This window comes from Streptomyces sp. NPDC046909 (genome assembly GCF_040644695.1).
GTDB lineage: Bacteria > Actinomycetota > Actinomycetes > Streptomycetales > Streptomycetaceae > Streptomyces.
The window spans coordinates 157035-175981 of sequence record NZ_JBEYXC010000022.1; the positions used below are offsets into that span (position 1 = coordinate 157035).

Genomic DNA, 18947 nt, shown 5'->3' on the forward strand with positions numbered 1-18947 from the left:
GGCGGAGGTGGTTCGCGTCGGGTCCTGCGCTTCGAGCACTCCGCGCGGCTTTGCTGTGCCCCGCTCCCTGATGCTTCCGGATCACCTACGGCGCTTCGGCCTCCCCGGTGGCGGAGGGGGAGGCGGGGGAGGGGGAGGAGGTGGTGGCGGTGATCCCTCGTCCGGTGCGGAGGGCTTCCCCTCTCCGGACCGGGCCCCCGGAGGCTTGCGCCGTGACCGTGGTGGCGGATCGATGGGCCGTGCCATCGTGGGCGCGGCGTAAATGTCGTCGCCGGACGGGGGAGATCCAGCGGGCGGCTCCTCAGCCTGCTGCCCTTCACCCGATGGCGGCGTACCGCCAGGAGGCCGCGCCCCACCAGCCGGCGGACCGCTACGGGGCACCCGACCCCGCCCGGGAGGCACCCCCGAACCTGGCCGCCAGACTCCCTCCGTAGGCTGCGCCTCTTGCCCGGGCCGCCAGTTGCCTTCGGCGGATTGCGCCCCGGCCTCCGGACGCGAGGAGCCCTCCGCGGCCTGACCCGCGTGCCCCGGCCGCCAGACTCCCTCCGTTGGCTGCGCTTCCGATCCTGGCCGCCAGGCACTCTCCGGCGACCGCCCGTCTTGCCCTGCTCGCCGGCCGCTTTCCGCAGATGGTCCTTCCGGTGCTGCCCGCCAAGCACCCTCCGGCGACTGCCCTTCTTGCCCGGCCCGCCGCACGTTTTCCGGTGACGGCCCTTCTGGTCCTGGCCGCCAGGCACCCTCGGGCGACCGCCCGTCTTGCCCTGCCTGCCGGGCACCTTCAGATGACCGGCCTTCCTGCCCCGCCCCCCAGCCGCCTTGCGCCGGTTGTGCCCCGGGCCCCGCCCGCCACGCACCTTCCGAGGGTGGCTCTTCTCCTCCCTGCCCTGCCCGCCGAGTGCCCTCCCCGGCCGGCGCCCCCCGCCCAGACGCCGCACCACCAGGCGGTTGCCGACGTCCGGGCGGTGCATCGCGAGGCGTCCGGGCGTCTTCGGGAGGTGGAACCGTCCCCCCGGGGCCCCCAGCGCCAGACGGCCGCGCGTCCTCCGGTTCCCGCAGCTCTTCCGGCACCCGTAGATACGGATTGGTGGCAGGATTCGGCGGCCGATACGGCCTGCCAGGCACGTACGGCCCGGACCCACCACCGGCCCCCGAAGCCCCCGACTCCCCACCCGAAGACGAACTCTCGGCGTCGCCTCCCGCACGCGACCCCCACGCCTGGTCACCCGAGCGCGAAGCCCCAGCGGCACCCCCCGAAGGCGAACTCTCGGCGTCGCCCCCTGCACGCGACCCCCACGCCTGGCCACCCGAGCGCGAAGTCCCCGCGGCACCGCCCGAAGGTGAACCCTCGGCGCCCCCACGCGCCCCCCAGGATTCGCCCCCCGAACGCGCCCCTCCCGCACCGCCATCCGCACGTGAAGCCCCAGAGCGCCCCGCATACGGCTCCGCCCCGGAGCCCCCCGAATAGGGCTCCGCCCCAGGCTCCCCCGCATAAGGCTCCGCACCAGAACCTCCGGCGTACGGCCCCGTCCCGGAGTCTCCCGTGTAGGGCCCGGCCCCGGAGTCTCCCGTGTAGGACCCCGCCCCGGAGTCTCCCGTGTAGGGCCCGGCCCCGGAGTCCCCCGCATAAGGCCCGGCCCCAGAACCACCCCCATACGACCCCGCCCCGCCCGCCCCGGACGCTCCCGCATAAGGCCCCGTCCGCGACGCCCCCGCCTCACCCTCACCGGGGTACCGACCACCTACACCGCCACCCGGGTACCGACCGCTCTCCACCCCGCCCGAGTAGTGACCACCTTCACCCCCGCCCGGGTACCGCCCGCTCCCCGCCCCACCCGAGTACTGACCACCTTCACCCTCCCCCGAGTACGGCCCGCTCCCCGCCCCACCCGGGTACGCACCACCCACCGCCCCACCCGGATACAGCCCCGCCCCGCTCACATACCCCGCGCCCCCCGCCCCGCTAGACAACCGCGACTCCCCGCCCCCGGCCCCGCCGCCCACGTCGCCGAGTGCCAACGGAGCCGCCCGATTCCCCGCTGCCCCCGTCGCATAGGCGAGCAACGCCCCCGCGCCCCCCGCGCCCGCCCCCCAAAGGGCACCCAGCAGCAACGCCATACCGAGCTGCCCATGCAGTTCGACCCCGGCGCCGAACGCATCGACGCCGAACACCGACAGCGAGGCGTCCACGGACACCTCCGTCAGCCACGCGAGCAACGGCAACGCCAACGCGGTGACAACCCCCAGCCGCAGCGCACAACGCCCGGCGAAACCGAGCGCACCCGGATCCCGTACCCCCGCAGACCCCGCACCCCCCACGGCACCGGCACCTGAACCCCGTACGTACGCACCCCCCGACCCCAAACCCGCACCCGGCGCAGCCCCCGTCCCCCAACCCGCACCCGGCGCCGCCCCCACCCCCACCGGCGTCCGAACCGCCGCCAACACCCCCGCCAGCAGCATCATCACCGCCGCCGCGACCCCCAGCAGCCATACCCGCCCGTCCAGTTCGGCCAGCCGGGACAGGGAGACGGACTGGTCGCGTTCGGAGCTGAGGAGGTCGTCCAGGGGGGACGGGAGGAAGTTGGTCAGGGGGCCCGTCGCGCGGCCGTCCCAGGGGACGAAGAGGCCGATCGGGATGCCCAGCCATGTTCCGTTGGGTGTGCCCAGGAGGGCCGCGCCCGCGATCCGCTTGGGGTGGTCGTCGCCGATCGACGCGTACGCCGCCGCCGCGAGTCCCGCCGCCACGGCGACCAGAAGGACGGTCACGAGGGCGGACACGGCCGGCCGTACGACGCGGTGCACCGCTTCCCAGCCGCGCGGCAACGGCGTACGGCGTGAAGCCAGCAAGGCGATGAACAGAATGCCCGCCGACCAGCCCAACCCGCCCAGCAGTGTCGGCACCGTGTCGACCGTGAAGCCGACCGCCGCCTTCGCGTCGATGAGGTCGCCGATCTGGTCGGGGAGCAGCCCGCCGATGTCCCCGATGTCCCCGAGACCGGGGATGTTCAGGCCTCCGCCGCCGCCCCCGCCCCCCGGCAGGTTGTCGAGCCCCAGCGCGCCGCCGTCGATCGTGATGACGTCGTGACCCGCCCAGGCCAGACCGCCCAGCACGGCCACGAAGAGGGCCACCACCGTGCCCGCGCGGGCGAGGAGTTCGGCCGGTGTGATCCCAACTCCGGCCGTCCGCAGGGACCGTAGGAAGAACCATGACAAAAGCACAGCACCTACCAGGCTCACACCCAGTGGCGTGATCTCGATGGCCGTCGCCGCCTCCGCGCCGGTGAGGCCGAATGCGGACACATCGCCGGACGGTGTCACCGAACCACCCGCCCCAAGCGCCACAACCGCCGCCGTCATCGGGCCGAGCGATGCCGCGGAGTCCGCTTCCAGCAGGTGCAGACCGAGCGCGGCGACCCCCGCCATCCCGATCAACGCCCAGCTCACCGCGGCGATCGCGGTCAGCAGGATGTCTCCCCACGGCAACTTCGCGCCGTGCTTCCTGGTGTCGATGCTCATGGACGCACTCACGGCAGACCCCCCGATCCGCGGCGCGGCGATCGCCGCGCATGTCCCCCTCGCGTGGATTACCACTCTCCGGGTCGGTTTCAACCCCGTCAACGGAACCAGTCGAAGCGTGTGCGCGTGGTCTTCACAAGGCCCGACTTTCGGTCAGGGGGGCGAGCCTGAAATAGTTCCCGACGATGTTCGACATCCCTAGACTCCCTGTGTTGGGGGTAACTCGGGGGACTACTCATGGGGCATGGAGTGCCGGAACTCGTACTGGAATTGAATGGACGCACCTGGACGCTCGATCCGTCCAGGCCTTACACCCTCGGACGCGATCCGCAGGGTGACATCGTGCTCGACGACGCCAGGGTGTCCTGGCGGCACGCCACGATCAGCTGGAGCGGCCGTAGTTGGGTCATCGAGGACCACGGCTCCACGAACGGCACGTTCGTGCAGGGCCAGCGGATCCACCAGCTGGAGATCGGCGCCGGCTCGGCGGTGAACCTCGGCAACGCGACCGACGGCCCGCGCGTGAGCCTGTCCGGCACCGCGGCACCCGCCGCACAGCCTCAGCAGCAGCCGTACGTCGCCCAGGGCGCCCAGGGTGCGGCTCCGGCCGCGAACCCCGGCTGGGCCCAGCCGGCACCGGCGCAGCAGGCCCCGCAGGCCGGCTGGCAGCAGCCGCAGCAGCCCGCCGCGAACATCCCGCCGCAGCAGGGTGCCGGCGTCGGCGCGGGGGCGCCGCCGGTCTACGGCGACCGCAGCCCGACCACGTTCCACCAGTTCTCGATCGGCCGCGTGATGCGCATCGGTCGTGCCCTGGAGAACGAACTGGTCGTCTCCGACCTCCAGGTCTCCCGTCACCACGCCGAGTTCCACTCGACGCCCGACGGCCGTATGGAGATCCGCGACCTCGGCTCGCACAACGGCACCTACGTCAACGGTCAGCCGATCCCCAAGGGCGGCTCGATCCTGCTCGGGCCGGCGGACATCGTCGGTGTCGGTCACTCGACGTTCCGGATCGTGGGCGACCGCCTCGAGGAGTTCGTCGACACCGGTGAGGTCTCCTTCTCGGCCCGCCATCTGACCGTCACGGTCGACGGCGGCAAGCAGATCCTCAAGGACGTCTCCTTCGGCGTCCCGGAGAAGTCACTGATCGCGGTCATCGGACCGTCCGGTTCCGGCAAGTCGACGCTGCTCAAGGCGCTGACGGGCTACCGTCCCGCCAACCAGGGCGACGTGCTCTACGACAACCGGAACCTCTACAAGCAGTTCGCCGAGCTGCGCCAGCGCATCGGTCTGGTCCCGCAGGACGACATCCTGCACAAGGAGCTGACCGTCAAGAGGGCCCTCAAGTACGCGGCCAAGCTCCGCTTCCCCGCCGACACCACCGGCGCCGAGCGCGAGGCCCGTATCGACGAGGTGCTGCGCGAACTGAAGCTGGACATCCACAAGGAGAAGAAGGTCACCTCCCTCTCCGGCGGCCAGCGCAAGCGCGTCTCGGTGGCCCTGGAGCTCCTCACCAAGCCGTCCCTGATCTTCCTGGACGAGCCCACCTCGGGCCTCGACCCGGGCATGGACCGCGACGTCATGCAGCTCCTGCGCGGCCTCGCCGACGACGGCCGTACGGTCCTCGTCGTCACCCACTCGGTGGCCGAGCTGGCGATCTGCGACAAGCTCCTCGTGATGGCCCCCGGCGGGTCGGTCGCCTACTTCGGCCCGCCCGAGGAGGCGCTGAACTTCTTCGGCTACGACACCTGGGCCGACGTCTTCTCCGCCTTCGAGAACTACCGCGACTACGACTGGGCTGGACGCTGGAAGGGCTCCCAGCACTACCAGATGTACGCCGCGGACATCGACGCCGTCGCGCCACAGTCCGTACAGATGCCGCCGATGCAGGCGATGAAGCCGCCCAAGCCGCAGGGCTGGATGTCCCAGTTCGGCACTCTGGTGCGCCGCTACGTTTCGGTCATCGCCTCCGACAAGGGCTTCCTGGCCCTGTCGATCATCCTGCCGCTCGTCCTCGGCTCGGTGAGCCTGCTCATCGACTCCGGCAAGGACCTGCTGGTCAACACGGAGATCAACCCGAGCAACCAGAAGCCCGCCACCAACAGCACAGCTCTCACCGTGCTGCTGATCCTCGCGGTGGGCGCCTGCTTCGCCGGGGCCGCCAACTCCGTGCGTGAGCTGATCAAGGAACGGGTCATCTACGAGCGGGAGCGCGCCACCGGCCTGTCCCGCTCGGCGTACCTGATGTCCAAGGTCTTCGTGCTCGGCCTGGTCACCATGTTCCAGGGACTGCTGGTCGGCATCATCGGCTTCTCCAGCCGCACCACCCCGGAGAAGGGCCTCATCCTCGGCGAGGGCAAGGTCCCCGTCCTGATCGAACTCTGCATCCCGATCATGGCGCTGGGCTTCACCGCGATGATGTTCGGCCTGATCATCTCGGCCCTGGTGAAGACCGCCGAGAAGACCATGCCGCTGCTGGTCATGTTCGCGATCGTCCAGGTCGTCTTCACCGGCTGCCTGTTCCCGCTGGCCAACTCGGTGGGCGTCAACCAGCTCTCCTACCTGATGCCGTCGCGCTGGGCAGTCGCCGCCGCGGGCGCCACGCTCGACTTCAACAGGATCAGCCCGCCCGCCAAGGGCGACAGCGACGACCCGCTGTGGGCCCACACCGTCGGCGCCTGGGGCATGGACATGATCGCCTTGATCGTCCTCGGCGTGATCTGCGGCTTCCTGGTGGCCCGCTTCCTGCGCCGCCACGAGCCCGAGGTCATGCGCAAGTAGTCACACCCGTACGGCATGGATCCGTACGACGGACCCGTACGACGGTGAAGGGCGGCACCCCGGTGGGGGTGCCGCCCTTCGGCGTACTGCGAGAGGTCCGCGCAGCCTCAGTACGCGCCGTTGACGTTGTCGATCGAGCCGTACTTGTCGGCGGCGTAGTTGGCGCTGGCGACGATGTTGGCGACCGGGTCGTACTGGCTGAAGGCCGTGCCGGAGACGTGGTACGCGTCGAAGGTCGGCTTGATGATCTGGAGCAGACCGATCGACGGGGTGCCGTTGATCGCGTTGACGTCCCAGTTGTTGATCGCGTCCGGGTTGCCCGAGGACTCCCGCATGATGTTTCGGTAGAGACCGTTGTAGGTGCCCGGGATGCCCTTGGACTTCATGATGTCCAGGGACTTCTTGATCCAGCCGTCGAGGTTGTTGGCGTAGGTCTTCGTGGCGGCGGCCTTGACCTTGGCGCGCTGGGCGGACCGGTTCGCGGCCGCCTTCGCCGCACGCTCGGCGGCGGCCTTCTTCTTGGCAGCGGCTTCCGCAGCAGCCTTCTTCTTCGCGGCGGCTTCCGCGGCGGCCTTCTTCTCGGCGGCGGCCTCGGCGGCCTGCGACTGCAGGCTCGTGTCGGCCAGCTGCTCCGTGACGTCCGACCGCAGGTCCTTGAGCTGCTCGGAGCTGTACGCCACCGCGGCCGAGGAAGCGGCCTCGCTCGTGGTGCTCTCCGCGTTGCTGGGCACGGCGGAGAACGCGAGGGCGGCGGCACCGAGGGCGGCGACACCGGCGATGGCGACCTTGTGGCGCTTGGTCAGCGCGCGACTGTGGCTCTTCTTGGACATGCGGATGGACCTCTTCGAATAGCGCGGAGGCCGCTCTGCGTACAAAAGCCGCGGGGGGAACCCGCGGCGCTGAGCGACGGCAGCCATTCTTAGCGGCCGCAAAAATCTGTGGCAAAGGTGTGACCTACGATCCCGGGTAGTGGATCAGGGAAGGGCAAAACGGGACAGACAGGAACGTCTGTCCCGCTCACCGGGGACCGCTTTATCTCCTATTCACCTTCGTACGTGATGTGCGCCCTATGCGCGGGCTCACATCGACCGCGTAACAGTCTCACCAGCAGTTGCTGAAGCAATGCTCTGTGTGAGGACCCTCCTCCGGGAGGATGAGGTGCACGTCCCCGAACTCGTGCCACAGGTAGAGCCCGCGCAGCGCCTCCCCGTAGGCACGGTCCACCGCGGCCCGCCCCGCCACGGCCTCCAGCATCAGCAGATGGGACGCCTCCGGCTCGTGCAGCCCGGTCAGCAGCCCGTCCACCACCCGCACCCCGCGCTCCGGGGTGACCACGAGATCCGTCCACCCCGCACGCGCGCGTACGACCCCGTCGACGCCGGCCGCCGACTCCACGGCCCGCACCGCGGTGGTCCCCACGGCCACGACCCTCCCGTCCCCCGCCTTCACGGCGTTGATCAGCCGCGCCGACGCCTCCGACACCGCGAACCGCTCCGGATACGGCGCCTCGTGCGCCTCCACCGAAGCCACCCCCGTGTGCAGCACGACCGGCGCGAACTGCACCCCCCGGCTCACCAGCTCCGCGACGAGCCGCGCGGTGAACGGCCGAGCCGCACTCGGCATCTCCGCACTCCCGGCCCCGCCGGGGGAGGGCAGCGCGAACACCGTCTGATAGACGGACAGCGGCTGATCCCGCTCGGTGTAGGAGTAGCGAATGGGCCGCCCGTACTCCCGCAACAGCCCGGCGACCACGCCACCCGGCCCGCCGCGCGCGACCGCCGCGCGCTCGGAGGCGCTTCCGCCGCTCCCGGCCCCCGACACTCGCGCCCACCACAGCCGCCCGCTCGTGGCGCTCAGAGGCCCCTCCAGGCACAGCCGCACACCCCCGGGCAGCCGTACCTCCGTACCCGCGGGGCCGCCCGTACGCGCGCGCGTGGTGCCTCGCTCGTCGGGGTCCCGCAGCTCGACCGCCCAGCGCCCGTCGTCGCCGCGCGTGGAGAAGTGCACGACCACGCGTGCGTGCCCGATCCGCCCGTCCACGGCCGCGGCCAGCGTCGGCGACGTGTTGACGACGAGCAGATCCCCGGCCCGCAGCAGCCGCGGAAGATCCGCGAACGCGTGATGCGAGACCTCCGTCCCGGACGACACCAGCAGTCGTACGGCGTCCCGGTCGAGCCCAGGGCCGCGCTGCTCGGCCGGGATCCGGGCGGACAGCTCCTCCGGCACCCGCAGCGACAGGGTCACCGTGCCTCCAGCAACGCGTCGGCCGTGTACCGCCCGCTCGCCGGGCGCCGGTCGAGCAGCCGCAGGAAGGCAGGGGCGACGTCCGCCGGCGCGGGCGTCACCGACAGATCCTCCTCGGGCTCGGCGGCGGCCAGCATGTCCGTGCGCATCCCGCCCGGGTCGACCCACCACACCCGCAGCTCCGGCTCCTCCACCGCCAGCACCGCCGACAGCTGGTCCAGGGCGGCCTTCGTCGCCCCGTACGCGCCCCACGTCCGGTACGCCTCCACGGCCGCGTCCGAGCTCACGTTGACCACGGCACCGTCCGGCGAGGAGCGCAGCAGGGGCAGCGCTTCCTGGAGCAGCCCCAGCGGCGCCACCACGTTCACCTCGAGCGCCGCGCGGAAGGCGTCCAGCGCATGGCGGTCGAGGGGCACCAGGGGCTCGGCGCCCAGGACCCCCGCGTTGTTCACCAGCAGACCGAGACCGCCCAGCCCCCGCGCCGCGCCGACGAGCTCGGCCCGGTGCCCGGGGTCCGTGACATCCCCCGGCAGCGCCCTCACACGCGTGCCGTACTTCTCCAGCCCTTCCGCCGCCTCCCGCAGCCCCTCCGGCCCTCTGGCGTCCAGCACCAGATCCCAGCCGCGCGCGGCCAGCACCTCGGCGAGCGCCCGCCCCAGACCCTTCGAGGCCCCCGTGATGATCGCTACCGCCATGACAACGTCCCCTCGCTGAACTCGACGCCTCCAGATCGGCGTGACTTCAACGTAGGAACCGGACCGCGCCCGACGCGTCGGACGGGGGTCGCGAGAGAGCGGGGTCCTTCGGCCTAGGCCCACCGCCCTAGGCGGCCGCCGCCACAGGTCCGATACGGACTGTCACACCCCGCCGGTACCGTGAGGGCATGAGTCAAGGCCCCAGGTCCGGCCTCGCCGCGGTGAGCTCCGCGCTGCTGGCCATGAGCAGGCATCTCGAGGTGCGCGACGTCCTCAAGACGATCGTCGCCTCGGCCCGCGAACTGCTCGACGCCCAGTACGCGGCGCTCGGTGTCCCCGACGACCACGGCGGCTTCGCCCAGTTCGTCGTCGACGGAGTCAGCGACGCGCAGTGGAAGGCCATCGGCCCCCTCCCGCGCCAGCACGGCATCCTCGCCGCGATGCTCCAGGAGGCGAAGGTCGAGCGCCTCGCGGACGTACGCAAGGACCCCCGCTTCGAGGGCTGGCCCTCCGCCCACCCCGACATGTCCGACTTCCTGGGCCTGCCCATCCGCGACGGCGACGAGGTCATCGGCGCGCTGTTCCTGGCCAACAAGCTGCGTCCTGTGGGGGGAAACCCCCCACACCCCCCGTGCCCGAAACAGGACGGCAGCTGCGGCTTCACCGCCGAGGACGAGGAACTCCTCTCCATCCTCGCCCAGCACGCCGCGATCGCCCTGACCAACGCCCGCCTGTACGAGCGCAGCCGCGAACTGACCATCGCCGAGGAACGCTCCCGCCTGGCCCACGAACTGCACGACGCGGTCGCCCAGAAACTGTTCTCCCTGCGGCTGACCGCCCAGGCCGCCGCCGCCCTCGTCGACCGCGACCCCTCCCGCGCCAAGGGCGAGCTCCAGCAGGTCGCCGCGCTCGCCGCCGAGGCCGCCGACGAACTGCGCGCCGCCGTCGTCGAACTGCGCCCCGCCGCCCTCGACGAGGACGGCCTCATCGCCACCCTCCGCACCCAGGTCCAGGTCCTCGACCGCGCCCACACCGCGCGCGTGACCTTCGACAGCCGCGGCGTGCGCGCCCTGCCCGCCGCCCAGGAGGAAGCCGTCCTGCGCGTCGCCCAGGAGGCCCTGCACAACGCCCTGCGGCACTCCGGCGCCGAGCACGTCGACGTGACGCTCGCCCGCCGGGCCAGTGGTGCCGTCCTCCGGGTCACCGACGACGGCAGCGGCTTCGACCCGAAGCAGACCCGCCGCGCGGGACGCCACCTCGGACTGGTCTCCATGCGGGACCGGGCGAGCGGCGTCGGCGGCGGCCTGACCGTGGAATCGGCGCCCGGCAAGGGCACCACGATCGAGATGGAGGTCCCTGGTGGCTGACGCAATCAAGGTGCTGCTCGTCGACGACCATCAGGTGGTCCGCCGCGGCCTGCGCACCTTCCTCGAAGTACAGGACGACATCGAGGTCGTCGGCGAGGCGGCCGACGGCGCCGAAGGAGTCGCCCGCGCCGAGGAGCTGAAACCCGACGTCGTCCTCATGGACGTCAAGATGCCGGGCATGGACGGCGTGGACGCGCTCCGCAAGCTCCGCGAACTGAACAACCCCGCGCGCGTGCTGATCGTCACCAGCTTCACCGAACAGCGCACGGTGATCCCGGCCCTGCGCGCCGGCGCCGCCGGTTACGTCTACAAGGACATCGACCCCGTCGCCCTCGCCGGCGCCATCCGCTCCGTCCACGCCGGGCACATCCTGCTCCAGCCCGAGGTCGCCGGCGCCCTGCTCTCCCAGGACGAGGCCAACAACGGCCAGGGGAGGGCGGGTTCGCTCACCGAGCGGGAGCGCGAGGTCCTCGGCCTGATAGCGGACGGCCGCTCCAACCGGGAGATCGCCCGCGCCCTCGTCCTCTCCGAGAAGACCGTCAAGACGCATGTTTCGAACATCCTGATGAAACTCGACCTGGCGGACCGCACGCAGGCCGCGTTGTGGGCGGTACGTCACGGTGTGGCCGGTTGATCCACCGGGCATCCTCGGACGCGCGGCAATACGGAGGGTTCCGCTCCGGACTGAGATTCATACCGTCGTGGGAATGTCCCCCGGATGGCGCATCCTTCGTGGATCTCCACCGTTCTCCAGTGCGTGCTGCGGCGACTGCCGCGGCAATCGCTAGGAGGGGTCAGAAGTGAAGAACCTGAAGAAGGCAGCGGCCGTGACGATGGTGGCCGGCGGGCTGATCGCCGCCGGTGCGGGCATGGCCTCCGCCACCGACGCGCACGCCGACGGCAAGGCCGTGGGTTCGCCCGGCGTCGTCTCGGGCAACCTCGTCCAGGCCCCGGTGCACATCCCGGTCAACGCGGTCGGCAACAGTGTGAACGTCGTGGGCATCCTCAACCCGGCCTTCGGCAACCTGGGCGTCAACCGCTGACCTCCACCACGGAGCAGCAGTGACTTTCCGGCCTCTCAGGATCCCCTGGGAGGCCGGTCGGCTTTTCTTCCCATTTTCTGCCGACTGCGCCGAACGGGCAGTTGGGGTCCACTTTCCGTACCGTTTCCGTGTACTTCCGCGTTGATCAGCGCACGACCCGCGGCCGGGTCGGACACGCAAACGCAGGAGGAACGCTTCTCATGAACATCGCCAAGAAGGCCGCCGTGGCCCTCACCGTCGCCGGTATCGCCACGGGTGCCGCCGCCGGTGCCGCCGTCGCCGACGCGGGTGCCGACGGCGCGGCCGTGAAGTCGCCGGGCGTCGGCTCGGGCAACCTGGTCCAGGTCCCCGTCCACGTCCCCGTCAACGTCGTCGGCAACACCGCGAACCTGATCGGCGCCCTGAACCCCGCCTTCGGCAACCAGGGCACGAACGACTGACGTCGCGTCTGAGCCGGAGGGCCCCGCAGGTCAACGGAGACTTGCGGGGCCCTCGGTGTGTGTACGGGGCGGGTTTCCGTCGACTGCGGGTAGGTGGGGGCCGGTCGCGCAGTTCCCCGCGCCCCTTAGCAGGTCCAGTCGCCGCCAGCTATCCCGGCGCCGTCTGCGGGCATGCGTGCCGCCTGGGGCGGCTCCCGACCCACAGAGAGGCGGCACCCCGCCAGCGCGGGCGAGCGAAACGCCCCCCACCGCAACCCCCACCCCGCCGCACCGCTCTCGCTTACCGCACTCCCCGCTCCCGCTCCTCCACATACGCGTTGTACGCGGCAACCTGCGCCCGCCGAGCCACCCGCTCCACCGGCCGCAACGCCTCCGCCCGCGCCGCGATCTCCCCCGCCGACACCGCACCCCCATGCCCGTTCTCATAGGCGACGGAGATCAACAACCCCACCCGCTGCGCCAGCTCCAACACCCGCACCGCCCGCGGCGGATACCCCGGCGCCAAAACCTCCCGCCCCCGCTCCGCCCGCGCCCGATACGCATCGATCGCCGCCGCGGCCACCGGCCCCGACCCGGCCACATCCAGCCGCGTCAACACCTCCGTCGCCTCCCGCAACGCCTCCGCCAACTCCCGCTCGGCCTCACCCAGCGACGGCACATCCGCCGGCGGAGCCTCCCGCACCGGCAGCACATGCCACACCACCTCGACATGAACGTCACCGGACGGCCCGGCCTCGGACACCTCCGGCACCAGCCCGAGCGCGGCGCCCTGGCAGATCACCGCCTCCTCGGCCTCAAGCGCCCGCGCATTGAACTCCGGCGGCCCGCTCAGCCCCAGCGGATGCCCCGACGCGGGCAACGCGACCCGCAGCCCGGTCACCCCGAGCGCCCGCAACCGCCCCAACGCGAGCGTGAGTCCGACGGGCGCCGACTCACCCGGCAGCCCCTCCACCCGGTGCACGGCGTCCTCGCCCACGATCGCCAGCACGGCGTCGTCAGGCGAGACAAGTCCGGCAAGAAGACCATTTCCCCAAGCGGCAAGACGTCCAGAACGTGGTTCCAAGAGCATGCCCCCACCCTAAGGACCGGACCGATGGAATGGAGCGGCCGACCGGTGGCGTAGATTTCCTTGAGGGCTGCGCCCGAAAATGCGCGCACGCGACAGCCGAGACGCCGAGACCGGTCACACTGCAAGGGGAGACAACGCGCTCATGAGCGATGTTCTGGAGCTTCAGGACGTATCCGTGGTCCGGGAGGGCCGGGCTCTGGTGGACCAGGTCTCCTGGTCGGTCAAGGAGGGCGAGCGCTGGGTCATCCTCGGCCCCAACGGCGCCGGCAAGACCACCCTCCTGAACGTCGCCTCCAGCTACCTCTACCCCAGCAAGGGCACCGCCACCATCCTCGGCGAGACCCTCGGCAAGCCCGGCACCGACGTCTTCGAGCTCCGCCCCCGCATCGGCATGGCCGGCATCGCCATGGCCGACAAGCTCCCCAAGCGCCAGACCGTCCTGGAGACCGTACTGACCGCCGCGTACGGCATGACGGCCACCTGGCAGGAGGACTACGACGAGATCGACGAGCAGCGCGCCCGCGCCTTCCTCGACCGCCTCGGCATGACCGAGTACGTGGAGCGCAAGTTCGGCACGCTCTCCGAGGGCGAGCGCAAGCGCACCCTCATCGCCCGCGCCCTGATGACCGACCCCGAGCTGCTCCTCCTCGACGAGCCCGCCGCCGGCCTCGACCTCGGCGGCCGCGAGGACCTCGTACGCCGGCTCGGCCGCCTCGCCCGCGACCCGATCGCCCCCTCGATGCTGATGGTCACCCACCACGTCGAGGAGATCGCCCCCGGCTTCACCCACGTCCTCATGATCCGCCAGGGCAAGGTCCTCGCCGCGGGCCCGCTGGAGCTCGAACTCACCTCCCGCAACCTCTCCCTCTGCTTCGGCCTCCCGCTCGTCGTCGAGCAGGTCGGCGAACGCTGGACGGCCCAGGGCCTGCCGCTGTCCTGACGCTCCTCGCGCCCTGTCCGCGGCGGGACTTGCGGACCTACCATGACCATGTGAACGACATCGACGCATGGGTGTGGTGGCTCATCGGCGCGGCCGCGCTCGGAATCCCCCTCGTGATGACGGCGATGCCGGAGTTCGGCATGCTCGCGGTGGGCGCCGTCGCCGGCGCGATCCTCGCGGGCCTGGGCTTCGGCGCCGTCGTACAGGTGCTCGCCTTCGTCGTCGTCTCGGTCGCCCTCATCGGCGTCGTACGACCCATCGCCGCCCGGCACAGCGCACAACGCCCCCAACTCGCCACGGGAGTAGAGGCGTTGAAGGGAAAACAGGCGGTCGTGCTGGAACGCGTCGACGGCTCTGGCGGCGGCCGGATCAAGCTGGCCGGAGAGGTCTGGTCGGCCCGCGCCCTCGACGTCGACCGCGCCTACGAAGTAGGACAAGAAGTGGACGTCGTGGAGATCGAGGGAGCGACCGCGATCGTCATCTGACCTCGTACGACTCAACTGAACCGAACAGCCCACGAGTTGCTCGACGGTCTGTCAGACTCGACCAGCAAGATCTTCAACAACCATAAGATCTTCCGAAAGCGCCGAGGCGGAGAGAGGTACGGGGAAGCGACGATGGAACCGGTCATCATCGTTTTGATCATTCTGGTGGTGTTGGTCTTCATCGCCCTGATCAAGACCATCCAAGTCATCCCGCAGGCCAGCGCCGCCATCGTGGAGCGCTTCGGCCGCTACACGCGGACACTCAACGCGGGCCTCAACATCGTCGTGCCGTTCATCGACACGATCCGCAACCGCATCGACCTGCGCGAACAGGTCGTCCCGTTCCCCCCGCAGCCGGTGATCACCCAGGACAACCTGGTCGTCAACATCGACACGGTCATCTACTACCAGGTGACCGACGCGCGGGCCGCGACCTACGAAGTCGCCAGCTACATCCAGGCAATTGAGCAGCTGACGGTCACCACCCTCCGCAACATCATCGGTGGCATGGACCTCGAACGCACCTTGACCTCCCGCGAGGAGATCAACGCGGCCCTCCGCGGCGTCCTCGACGAGGCGACGGGCAAGTGGGGCATCCGAGTCAACCGAGTCGAGCTCAAGGCGATCGAACCGCCCACCTCCATCCAGGACTCGATGGAGAAGCAGATGCGCGCCGACCGTGACAAGCGCGCCGCGATCCTCACCGCGGAAGGCACCCGCCAGGCCGCCATCCTCACCGCGGAAGGCGAGAAGCAGTCCCAGATCCTCCGCGCCGAGGGTGAGGCCAAGGCCGCGGCCCTGCGAGCAGAGGGCGAAGCCCAGGCGGTCCGCACGGTCTTCGAGGCCATCCACGCCGGCGACCCCGACCAGAAGCTCCTGAGCTACCAGTACCTCCAGATGCTCCCGAAGATCGCCGAAGGCGACGCCAACAAACTCTGGATCGTCCCCAGCGAGATCGGCGACGCCCTGAAGGGCCTCTCCGGCGCCATGGGCAACTTCAACCCCCTGGGCGGCAATTCAGGAGGCGGCGGCAACCAGGGCAACGGCGGATCGGACCGCCGAGAGAAGCCGTCGATCGACTGACACCGAGACGGCCGTACGACGATGGGGTCCACCCTCGCGGAGAGGGCGGACCCCATCGTCGTACTCATGCGGGTCACGCGGCGGGCTGCGCCAGCCAGTCCGGAAGTGCCTCGAAGTCCTCGTGGCCCAGGGACAACAGCATCGCGTCCGCCGGCGTCGGCTCGAACGGCTGCCGCAGCAGCGGCATACCGGCCTGGTCCGGAGTCCGGTCCGCCTTACGGTGGTTGTCCTCCGCGCAGGAGGCCACCGTGTTCAGCCACGAGTCCTGGCCACCCTGCGCCCGCGGCACCACATGGTCCACAGTCGTCGCCCTGCGCCCGCAGTACGCGCACCGGTGCCGGTCCCTGACCAGCACACCCCGCCTGGACCACGGCGCTTGTCTTCGGAACGGCACCCTCACATACCTGCACAGCCTGATCACCCGGGGCGCCGGTATGTCGACCGCGGCTCCGCGCATACGCAGTTCGGGGTGGGACTGCTCGACAACAGCCTTGTCCTGCAGCACCAGAACGACGGCTCGATTCAACGTCACCGTCGACAGCGGCTCGAAGCTCGCGTTCAGTACCAGCGTGTCCCGCATGACCAGCCCACCTCCCATGTGCAGCGGCCCACCCCGTATGGCGGGCTGGGATCAACTCTGGCCGGGCACGCCGAGATGGACAACGAAATAAAAAGTGCCCGCCCCTGATCACTTCCAAGACCAGGGGCGGGCAAACGTTCCATGAACGTTCGGCTTGTTCAGCCGCTTCTTCAGTTCTGCGCGGGGTTCTCGTACTCACCGATCAGCTGGGCACGCGCGATCGCCTTGAACCGCAGGTTGAAGCCCACGACCGCGGGAGAGGCGTCGGAATCCACCTCAAGCTTCTCCGCACCGACCGCGTACACCGTGAAGACATACCGGTGCGGCCCGTCCCCGGGAGGCGGCGCGGCCCCGCCGAAGTCCTTGGTGCCGTAGTCGTTGCGCACCTGTACGGCGCCCTCGGGCAGCCCCTCGAACTTGCCGCTGCCCGCGCCCGCCGGCAACTCGGTCACCGAGGCCGGGATGTCGAACACGGTCCAGTGCCAGAACCCGCTGCCCGTAGGCGCGTCGGGGTCGTAGCAGGTCACGGCGAAGCTCTTGGTCTCGGGCGGGAAGCCCTCCCACCGCAGCTGCGGCGAGGTGTTGCCGGCCGCGTAGACCTGAGCGTCCTTGAGGGTGGCCCCCTCCTCGATGTCCTCGCTCGTCACCGTGAACGACGGGACGGGCGGGTGGAAGTCATGGGGGAGAGGCCGCCGCTTCAGCTCGGTCACCTCGGTACCTCCTGATCGATTACCGGAATCAGCAGTACCGAGCCTAGAACCAGTTGCGCTTGCTGCCGACCTCGGAGAGCCACTGGTTGAGGTAGGCCGCCCAGTCGGTGCCCTGGTAGTCGTGCAGACCCACCTGGAAGGAACGGAACGTGTCGCTGCCCTCGCTGAACAGCCCCGGCTTCTTGTCCATCTCCAACACCACGTCCATGGCGTTCTGATCGGCGACGAAGCTCAGCTCGACCTGGTTGATCCCGCGGTACTGCTGCGGCGGGAAGAACTCGATCTCCTGGTAGAAGGGCAGCTTCTGGCGCGTACCGCGGATGTGACCGCGCTCCATGTCCGCGTTCTTGAACCGGAAGCCCAGCTGGATGAAGGCGTCCAGGATCGCCTTCTGCGCCGGCAGCGGGTGCACATTGATCGGGTCCAGGTCACCGGAGTCCACGGCACGCGCGATCTCCAGCTCCGTGGTCACACCGATGTGCATACCGCGCAGCGTCTGCCCGTCGATCGTCGTGATCGGCGTCTCCCACGGGATCTCCAGCCCGAACGGCACCGCGTGCACCGCACCGGCCTGGAGCTCGAAGGCGCCACCGAGCCGCACCTTCGTGAACTCGATGTCCTGCTTGTACTCCTGGTCGCCGCTCTCGACCTCGACCTTGGCCTGGAGCCCGACCGACAGCCCCTCGATCTCCTGGTTGACGGACCCGCCCTGGATCCGCACCTCACCCTGGACGACACCACCGGGCACGACGTTGACCTCGGTCAGCACCGTCTCGACCGAAGCCCCGCCGGCCCCCAGGCTCGCGAGCAGCTTCTTGAACGCCATGACTCTCCCTTTATGTCGTCCTGCATCTTGTGCGTGGAGCGAGTGGATCCTTGATCCCTACAAACGCGATCCGGACGCGGCCGGTTCCGCGTGCTCACCCTTCCAAGGCGAACGCCGACTGACCACCCCGTTGCAGCCACCCGTCTCCACTACCCTCGGACGGCATGATCGCGACCCCCGACCGTACGCCCCTCCCGAGGGAGTTCTTCGACCGCCCCGTACTGGAAGTCGCCCCCGACCTCCTCGGCCGCATCCTCGTACGCACGACCTCGGACGGTCCGATCGCCCTGCGCCTGACGGAGGTGGAGGCCTACGACGGCCCGAACGACCCCGGCTCCCACGCCTATCGCGGCCGCACGGCCCGCAACAGCGTGATGTTCGGTCCGCCCGGCCATGTGTACGTCTACTTCACCTACGGCATGTGGCACTGCATGAACCTGGTCTGCGGTCCCGAAGGCACCGCGAGCGCGGTCCTGCTGCGCGCCGGCGAGATCGTCGAAGGCGCCGAGCTCGCTCGCAAACGTCGACTCTCGGCCCGAAATGACAAGGAACTGGCCAAAGGCCCTGCCCGCCTGGCCACCGCCCTGGACGTGGCCCGCTCCCTGGACGGCACGGACGCGTGCACCTCCGACGACACACCTCTCAGGGTCCTGACCGGCACCCCGGTCGCCCCCGACCAGGTACGCAACGGTCCCCGCACCGGCGTCTCCGGCGACGGAGGCGTCCACCCCTGGCGCTTCTGGATCGCCAACGACCCGACGGTGAGCCCTTATCGGGCCCATACGCCAAGGCGTCGCTCAAGTTGACGCGCCCTTGCGGGGTGCGTAATGTAGCCCGAGCCGCTTGAACCGGGTACTGCGATCGTCAGCAGCCGGAAGCGGCCAAACCACTACCTACGACATCCTCTCAGCGAGGGTGAATTCGGTGTGCCTGCATGCCTGAATTCGAACTCGCGGAACTCGATTATGAGTTGGCGCGAGGATCGGCTAACGTAGTGAATGTCGAAAGGCCGACAGGCGAAAGCCGGAAGCCCTCGGCAAATCCCGCCGACAGGGAATCGGACGCCGAAAGGATCTGATAGAGTCGGAAACGCAAGACCGAAGGGAAAAGCCCGGAGGAAAGCCCGAGAGGGTGAGTACAAAGGAAGCGTCCGTTCCTTGAGAACTCA

At 70.2% G+C, this 18947-nt stretch carries 16 protein-coding genes and 1 pseudogene; 9 read left to right on the forward strand and 8 right to left on the reverse strand.

Annotated features, from left to right (window positions below; genetic code table 11):
* Positions 1-1995 precede the first annotated feature (1995 nt).
* Positions 1996-3516 (reverse strand): annotated as a pseudogene (locus tag ABZ928_RS46690) (streptophobe family protein); the annotation flags it as partial.
* Positions 3517-3753: 237 nt separating this feature from the next.
* Here ABZ928_RS46690 and ABZ928_RS46695 point away from each other — a divergent pair.
* A complete protein-coding gene (locus ABZ928_RS46695; protein WP_361533936.1) occupies positions 3754-6297 on the forward strand; it encodes an FHA domain-containing protein in 2544 nt (847 codons plus the stop codon).
* Positions 6298-6404: 107 nt separating this feature from the next.
* On the opposite strand, the gene ABZ928_RS46700 is transcribed toward ABZ928_RS46695, so the two are convergent.
* The 3 genes from ABZ928_RS46700 to ABZ928_RS46710 all read right to left on the reverse strand — a co-directional run bounded on the left by ABZ928_RS46700 (position 6405) and on the right by ABZ928_RS46710 (position 9236).
* On the reverse strand, positions 6405-7127 hold the full coding sequence (locus tag ABZ928_RS46700) for a transglycosylase SLT domain-containing protein (protein ID WP_361533939.1): 723 nt from the start codon (positions 7125-7127) through the stop codon (positions 6405-6407).
* A gap of 271 nt (positions 7128-7398) precedes the next feature.
* Positions 7399-8541: an S-adenosylmethionine:tRNA ribosyltransferase-isomerase gene (locus ABZ928_RS46705; protein ID WP_361533942.1), complete on the reverse strand. Its 1143-nt coding sequence runs from the start codon at positions 8539-8541 to the stop codon at positions 7399-7401.
* The gene (locus ABZ928_RS46710) at positions 8538-9236 is read right to left on the reverse strand and encodes an SDR family NAD(P)-dependent oxidoreductase (protein ID WP_361533945.1); all 699 of its coding nucleotides are present in this window, start codon (positions 9234-9236) and stop codon (positions 8538-8540) included. Before ABZ928_RS46710 ends, ABZ928_RS46705 begins: the two co-directional genes overlap by 4 nt.
* A gap of 188 nt (positions 9237-9424) precedes the next feature.
* On the opposite strand from ABZ928_RS46710, the gene ABZ928_RS46715 reads away from it, so the two are divergent.
* The 4 genes from ABZ928_RS46715 to ABZ928_RS46730 all read left to right on the forward strand — a co-directional run bounded on the left by ABZ928_RS46715 (position 9425) and on the right by ABZ928_RS46730 (position 12086).
* Entirely contained in the window at positions 9425-10603 is a 1179-nt protein-coding gene (locus tag ABZ928_RS46715; protein WP_361533948.1) for a GAF domain-containing sensor histidine kinase, read from the forward strand.
* Positions 10596-11237, forward strand: a complete 642-nt coding sequence (locus ABZ928_RS46720) for a response regulator transcription factor (protein ID WP_361533951.1) — start codon at positions 10596-10598, stop codon at positions 11235-11237. Before ABZ928_RS46715 ends, ABZ928_RS46720 begins: the two co-directional genes overlap by 8 nt.
* A 166-nt stretch (positions 11238-11403) precedes the next feature.
* A complete protein-coding gene (gene chpE, locus ABZ928_RS46725; RefSeq protein WP_361533954.1) occupies positions 11404-11646 on the forward strand; it encodes a chaplin ChpE in 243 nt (80 codons plus the stop codon).
* Positions 11647-11846: 200 nt separating this feature from the next.
* Positions 11847-12086: a chaplin family protein gene (locus ABZ928_RS46730; RefSeq protein ID WP_361533957.1), complete on the forward strand. Its 240-nt coding sequence runs from the start codon at positions 11847-11849 to the stop codon at positions 12084-12086.
* Positions 12087-12366: 280 nt separating this feature from the next.
* Here ABZ928_RS46730 and ABZ928_RS46735 read toward each other — a convergent pair whose 3' ends face one another.
* A complete protein-coding gene (locus tag ABZ928_RS46735) occupies positions 12367-13155 on the reverse strand; it encodes a hypothetical protein (RefSeq protein ID WP_361533960.1) in 789 nt (262 codons plus the stop codon).
* Between the two features lie 142 nt (positions 13156-13297).
* On the opposite strand from ABZ928_RS46735, the gene ABZ928_RS46740 reads away from it, so the two are divergent.
* From ABZ928_RS46740 to ABZ928_RS46750, 3 genes are all read left to right on the forward strand, one after another.
* On the forward strand, positions 13298-14095 hold the full coding sequence (locus tag ABZ928_RS46740; protein ID WP_361533963.1) for an ABC transporter ATP-binding protein: 798 nt from the start codon (positions 13298-13300) through the stop codon (positions 14093-14095).
* A 50-nt stretch (positions 14096-14145) separates the two neighbouring features.
* Entirely contained in the window at positions 14146-14580 is a 435-nt protein-coding gene (locus ABZ928_RS46745; RefSeq protein ID WP_361533966.1) for an NfeD family protein, read from the forward strand.
* Between the two features lie 132 nt (positions 14581-14712).
* Positions 14713-15663, forward strand: a complete 951-nt coding sequence (locus tag ABZ928_RS46750; protein WP_361533969.1) for an SPFH domain-containing protein — start codon at positions 14713-14715, stop codon at positions 15661-15663.
* A 73-nt stretch (positions 15664-15736) separates the two neighbouring features.
* Here ABZ928_RS46750 and ABZ928_RS46755 read toward each other — a convergent pair whose 3' ends face one another.
* The 3 genes from ABZ928_RS46755 to ABZ928_RS46765 all read right to left on the reverse strand — a co-directional run bounded on the left by ABZ928_RS46755 (position 15737) and on the right by ABZ928_RS46765 (position 17779).
* Positions 15737-16243, reverse strand: a complete 507-nt coding sequence (locus ABZ928_RS46755) for an HNH endonuclease (RefSeq protein WP_361533972.1) — start codon at positions 16241-16243, stop codon at positions 15737-15739.
* 170 nt (positions 16244-16413) lie between these two features.
* A complete protein-coding gene (locus ABZ928_RS46760) occupies positions 16414-16953 on the reverse strand; it encodes a YbhB/YbcL family Raf kinase inhibitor-like protein (protein WP_361533975.1) in 540 nt (179 codons plus the stop codon).
* 43 nt (positions 16954-16996) lie between these two features.
* Positions 16997-17779 (reverse strand): sporulation protein, encoded by a 783-nt coding sequence (locus tag ABZ928_RS46765; RefSeq protein WP_361533978.1) that lies wholly within the window; start codon positions 17777-17779, stop codon positions 16997-16999.
* A 164-nt stretch (positions 17780-17943) separates the two neighbouring features.
* Here ABZ928_RS46765 and ABZ928_RS46770 point away from each other — a divergent pair, with 164 nt between their 5' ends.
* Positions 17944-18585 carry a DNA-3-methyladenine glycosylase gene (locus ABZ928_RS46770; RefSeq protein WP_361533981.1) on the forward strand — a complete coding sequence of 214 codons (642 nt, stop codon included), beginning with the start codon at positions 17944-17946 and terminating at the stop codon, positions 18583-18585.
* Positions 18586-18947 lie beyond the last annotated feature (362 nt).

Coding starts and splice junctions, on each gene's coding strand:
- ABZ928_RS46695 (WP_361533936.1), top strand. CDS start 3,754: ATGGGGCATGGAGTGCCGGAACTCGTACTGGAATTGAATGGACGCACC.
- ABZ928_RS46700 (WP_361533939.1), bottom strand. CDS start 7,127: ATGTCCAAGAAGAGCCACAGTCGCGCGCTGACCAAGCGCCACAAGGTC.
- ABZ928_RS46710 (WP_361533945.1), bottom strand. CDS start 9,236: ATGGCGGTAGCGATCATCACGGGGGCCTCGAAGGGTCTGGGGCGGGCG.
- ABZ928_RS46715 (WP_361533948.1), top strand. CDS start 9,425: ATGAGTCAAGGCCCCAGGTCCGGCCTCGCCGCGGTGAGCTCCGCGCTG.
- ABZ928_RS46730 (WP_361533957.1), top strand. CDS start 11,847: ATGAACATCGCCAAGAAGGCCGCCGTGGCCCTCACCGTCGCCGGTATC.
- ABZ928_RS46735 (WP_361533960.1), bottom strand. CDS start 13,155: ATGCTCTTGGAACCACGTTCTGGACGTCTTGCCGCTTGGGGAAATGGT.
- ABZ928_RS46740 (WP_361533963.1), top strand. CDS start 13,298: ATGAGCGATGTTCTGGAGCTTCAGGACGTATCCGTGGTCCGGGAGGGC.
- ABZ928_RS46750 (WP_361533969.1), top strand. CDS start 14,713: ATGGAACCGGTCATCATCGTTTTGATCATTCTGGTGGTGTTGGTCTTC.
- ABZ928_RS46755 (WP_361533972.1), bottom strand. CDS start 16,243: ATGCGGGACACGCTGGTACTGAACGCGAGCTTCGAGCCGCTGTCGACG.
- ABZ928_RS46765 (WP_361533978.1), bottom strand. CDS start 17,779: ATGGCGTTCAAGAAGCTGCTCGCGAGCCTGGGGGCCGGCGGGGCTTCG.
- ABZ928_RS46770 (WP_361533981.1), top strand. CDS start 17,944: ATGATCGCGACCCCCGACCGTACGCCCCTCCCGAGGGAGTTCTTCGAC.